Annotated in this window: 4 protein-coding genes; 3 read left to right on the top strand and 1 reads right to left on the bottom strand. The window is 31.9% G+C overall.

Going from position 1 to position 5,029, the window contains the following annotated elements; all coding sequences use genetic code 11:
* Positions 1–77: 77 nt before the first annotated feature.
* A complete protein-coding gene (thyX, locus tag H2277_RS08600) occupies positions 78–701 on the bottom strand; it encodes an FAD-dependent thymidylate synthase (RefSeq protein WP_337201909.1) in 624 nt (207 codons plus the stop codon).
* Positions 702–822: 121 nt separating this feature from the next.
* On the opposite strand from thyX, the gene H2277_RS08595 reads away from it, so the two are divergent.
* The 3 genes from H2277_RS08595 to H2277_RS08585 all read left to right on the top strand — a co-directional run.
* Complete coding sequence (locus tag H2277_RS08595) at positions 823–2,457, top strand: CTP synthase (protein WP_337201908.1); 1,635 nt, start codon at positions 823–825, stop codon at positions 2,455–2,457.
* The gene (recJ, locus tag H2277_RS08590) at positions 2,444–4,045 is read left to right on the top strand and encodes a single-stranded-DNA-specific exonuclease RecJ (protein WP_337201907.1); all 1,602 of its coding nucleotides are present in this window, start codon (positions 2,444–2,446) and stop codon (positions 4,043–4,045) included. The genes H2277_RS08595 and recJ overlap by 14 nt, the downstream gene beginning before the upstream one ends.
* The coding region (locus tag H2277_RS08585) for an asparaginase (protein ID WP_337201906.1) at positions 4,042–5,029 on the top strand (988 nt) is incomplete at its 3' end. The genes recJ and H2277_RS08585, both read left to right, overlap by 4 nt.

Genomic DNA, 5,029 nt, shown 5'->3' with positions numbered 1-5,029 from the left:
TGATTAAATCACTAAAGAGACTTTATGGTGTTGAAATAGCTAAGCACTGTTACATTAAAATAAAAATTAACTCGCAATTATTCTGCATCTTTATGCAAGCAATGTTCAAAAATAAATTGATGTTCTTCTGGTAAAGCTTCAAATAAAGCATTGGCTAAATTTCTAATTTCCCAAAGAGCGGATTTTGAGCTGCGAAGTGAAATGAAATTTTGCAAACTCCTAGCATTTATGGTTAAAGTAAGTTCAGTTTTATAGCTTTCTGGTAAGCAGTATTTGGCTATATCCAAGCTAATGCTTTTTTGCAAGATCAGTCTTAAATTTTCCAATGCTTTAATACTAGCATTATCCACCTCTTCATTTCCACAAAGGACTAAATATCGACTGGCATTTTCAAAATCTCCGACTTTAAATTTATTTTCATTGCGAAGTTCTTTTAAAGTGTATCTTGTGCTTTTTACGCTAGGGCTAGTATGGCGATGACGTGCAACTTCTTGCAAACAAGCTCTTGAAATTCCTTGGATATAAAAAGTATAATTTAAATGTTCTAAAGTTGAGGCATGTTTAAATTTATTGCCAACGCGATCAATAAGTTCTTTATCTTTTTCGCCACCACAATCACCCTTTTCAAAACTTTGCCAACAAGTTCTTGTTGCATGAGAACATACAGAAAGTGGAGTGTGAAAAAGTAAAGTGATTTTCATAATTTTTCCTTGAAAATGAATTTTTATTTTTATAATTCTTGCATTTTTTACTTAAAATTCTAATGAAATAAAAAGTTTTATCAAGTTATAATTAAATTAAAAAATAAGGTTGATTAAAGCAATGAAAAAACAAACAAAATATATCTTTATAACTGGTGGGGTTTTAAGCTCTTTAGGAAAAGGGATAGCTGCAGCCTCCATTGCTACACTTTTAAAAAATTCAGGTTTGAAAGTAAGCATACTTAAAGCAGATCCTTATATTAACGTCGATCCTGGCACTATGAGTCCTTTTGAACATGGAGAAGTTTTTGTAACCGATGATGGGGCAGAAACGGATTTGGATTTAGGGCATTATGAGCGTTTTTTAGATGAAAGTTTGTCTCAAGATAATAATTTTACAACAGGACGTGTTTATCAAAGCGTTATTGAAAAAGAAAGGCGTGGAGAATATCTTGGAAAAACGATCCAAGTTATTCCTCATATCGTGGGTGAGATTAAAGATCGTATCCAAAAAGCCGGTGAAGGAAAAGATATTTTAATTGTAGAGATTGGAGGAACGGTTGGTGATATAGAAGGTCTTCCTTTTTTAGAGGCCATTCGTGCTTTACGTTTGGAAGTGGGCAAAAATAATGCCATGAATATACATCTTACATTAGTACCTTTTATAAAGGCGGCAGGGGAATTAAAAACTAAACCTACTCAACATAGCGTAGGAGAATTAAGACGCATAGGAATCAGTCCTGATATGATAATTTGTCGCAGTGAAAAATCTTTAGATAGGGATTTAAAAGACAAAATCGCTATTTCTTGTGGAGTGGAAAAAAATTGTGTCATAGAAAGTATAGATGCAGCAAGTATTTATCAAATTCCGCTTAATTTTTTAAAACAAGATATATTAAATCCAATTGCAAGTATATTAGATCTTAAAATCTCAAAACCTGATATGCAAAATTGGAATAGCTTGGTAAAAAGGGTGATTGCACCAAGTAATGAAGTTAAAATTGCGTTTGTAGGAAAATATGTTGATTTAAAAGAAAGTTATAAAAGTCTTACTGAAGCTATTATACATGCAGGTGCGGCACTTGATACGAGAGTGGAGCTTAAGTGGATTGATAGTGAAAAGCTTGAAAATTTAGAATCATCTGAAGCATTTAAAGACGTGAGCGGAATTTTGGTTGCGGGAGGCTTTGGAAATCGTGGTGTAGAGGGCAAAATAAAAGCGATTAATTATGCAAGAGAAAACAAAATTCCTTTTTTAGGAATTTGTTTGGGTATGCAACTAGCTTTAGTAGAATTTGCTAGAAATGTTTTAAAATTAAAGGATGCTAATTCAAGCGAATTTGATGAAAAATGTGAAAATCCTATTATTTATTTGATTGATGAATTCATTGATTCTAATGGAAAAAAACAAATTAGAACCGCTAAAACACCTTTGGGTGGAACGATGCGTTTGGGTGCTTATGAGTGTGAGGTTAAGCCTAAAACAATTTTAGCAAGAGTTTATAACAATGCAAAAAGCGTAAAAGAGCGTCATCGTCATCGTTATGAAGCCAATCCAAAATACCGTAAAGATTTTGAAGATAATGGATTTATTGTAAGTGGAGAAAGTCAAGGACTTATAGAGGCTATAGAGTTAAATTCGCATCCATTTTTCCTAGCCGTGCAGTTTCATCCTGAATTTACTTCAAGATTAGAGCATGCAAATCCAGTGATTTTTGGATTTATTGAGGCGGCAATCGAATATGAAAAAGATTGATAAAAGTGAAATTAAAAAAATTTTAGCTTCACGTTTCGAAAAAGATCTTCATACCAAGCTTTGTGATTTGCCACTGCCGTGCTGCTTAAAAGACACTTACAAAGCAGCAGAACGCATAAAAACTGCGATAGAAAAAAATGAAAAAATTGCTATTGTGGGCGATTATGATGTTGATGGCATAGTATCGTGTGTGATTATGGCGGAATTTTTTGATGATATAGGTTTTGATTATATTGTTAGAATTCCAAATCGCTTTAAAGATGGGTATGGGTTAAATTCTGAAATTATTAATGAGCTTGATGTCGATTTAATCATTACTGTAGATAATGGCATAGCAGCACTTGAAGCTGCTAAACTTTGCAAAGAAAAAAATATCGATCTAATCATTACTGATCATCACATGCCTCAAGATATTTTGCCCGATGCATTTGCGATAATCAATCCTAAGCAAAAAGATTGCGAATTTCCAGATATTGAAATTTGCGGAGCACAAGTGGCATGGTATTTGATCGCTGCTTTAAAAGAGGTTTGTAAGCTGAAATACGATATGAGTCGATTTTTAGAATTATTAGCCATTGCTATAATTGCTGATATGATGGAGCTTAGAGATTTAAACCGCGCTTTAGTAAGAAGAGGCATTGATTTTATTAACAAGTCTAAAAGAGCAGCTTTTAAAGCTATTAAAAATTATTATCAAAAGGATAAATTTTCTTTAGATAGCATAGGATTTTTAATCGCTCCGCTTATTAATAGTGCTGGAAGAATGGATGATGCTAGTATTTCTTATGAATTTTTACATACCAAAGATTTAAATAAAGCCTTAGAATATCTAGAACAGATTGTTAATTTTAATGAAAATAGAAAAGACGAAGAAAAGCAGCTTTTTGAAGAAAGTTTAAGTCAAATTAACGATCAAGATTCTTGCATCGTAGTATCTGGGATAAATTGGCATGAAGGGGTTTTAGGTATAGTAGCAAGTCGTTTGTCTAAACATTTTAACAAACCTGCTTTCGTGTTTTCTCAAAATGAGGATTATTTAAAAGGTAGTGCTAGAAGTGTTGGAAAGATTGATATTTTATCTTTAATTTCTAAGGCCAATTCTCTATTGAGTAATTATGGAGGACATAAAGGCGCTGCTGGTATGAGTTTAGATGCTCAAAATTTTGAAAAATTTAAAATTCTAATCCAGCAAGAATGTGCAAAAATTCCTGATAATGAATTTTTAGATACTGATGAAATTTTAGGGGTTTTAGATCCAAATGAAATTGATTTTGAAATGTTAGAAATTTTAGAATCTTTCGAACCTTTTGGGCATAAAAACCCCCGCCCTTTTTTTGTCTTAGAAAATCTAAAAGTGAAAAATAAAAAAATTTTAGGAAAAAATGAAAAACATTTAAAACTAGTTTTATCCAAGGAAAATAAGGTTGTTGAAGCTTTGTTTTTTAATTTTGATAAAGAGCCAAGTATTGATGAAAATATTAATATATTAGGGAGTATTTCTAAAAATGAATTCAGAGGACTTTTAACCCCTCAATTTATCATAAAAGAAATTTTAACCGAAGAAAAGATACGCAGGATTGATCAATGAAACCAAAAATTGCAATTTTAGCAACAGGTGGAACTATAGCAGGAGTTATTGATGATGTTATTATGACAACAGGCTATAAAGCGGGAGCTTTAAATATAGAAGTTTTGCTTGATGCTGTGCCACAAATTAAAGAATTTGCAACAATTATAGGTTATCAGATATCCAATATAGATAGCTCTAATATGTCTAATGAAATTCAGCTAAATCTCGCCAAAACAATCAATAAGCTTTTAACTAAAGATGAAATAGATGCTGTTGTGGTAACCCATGGAACAGATACTATGGAAGAAACTGCGTATTTTTTAAATTTAACCATTAAAAGCAATAAACCGGTTATCTTAACGGGTGCCATGCGTCCTTCTACAGCTATGAGTGCAGATGGATCTAAAAATCTTTATAATGCTGTGGCTTTAGCCATTAATAAAAAATCTCAAAATAAAGGCGTTATGATTGTTATGAACGATCGAATTTTAAGTGCTAGAGCAGCAGTAAAAACTCATACTTTAAATTTGGATGCTTTTTCTTCTCCAAATTTTGGAGATTTGGGGTATATTTTAGATGGAAAAGTATATTTTTATAACACAATTGAAAAATTACATACTAAAAATACTCCATTTGATATCGATCATCTTGAAGACTTGCCCAAAGTTGATATACTTTATACCTATTCTAATGATGGAAGTGGCGTTGCAGCAAAAGCTTTATTTGAAAATGGAACTCAAGCTTTGGTGATAGCAGGAAGTGGATCGGGAAATATCCATGAAAATCAAAAAAATATATTAAAAGAGCTTATGAAAAAAAATCTTATCGTTGCTATCAGCTCACGCATACAAGCAGGAGAAGTTATTTTAAGCAAAGAAGATGAAGATCTCGGTTTTATTTGCACTCAAAATTTAAATCCACAAAAAGCTAGAATTTTACTTATGTTAGCACTTACCAAAACCAAAAATTCTAAAATAATTCAAAATTTCTTCCAAACCTACT

Origin of the sequence: Campylobacter sp. W0014 (assembly GCF_020135975.1) — a bacterium.
Taxonomy (GTDB): domain Bacteria; phylum Campylobacterota; class Campylobacteria; order Campylobacterales; family Campylobacteraceae; genus Campylobacter_D.
This window is presented reverse-complemented; position numbering and strand designations above follow the sequence as displayed.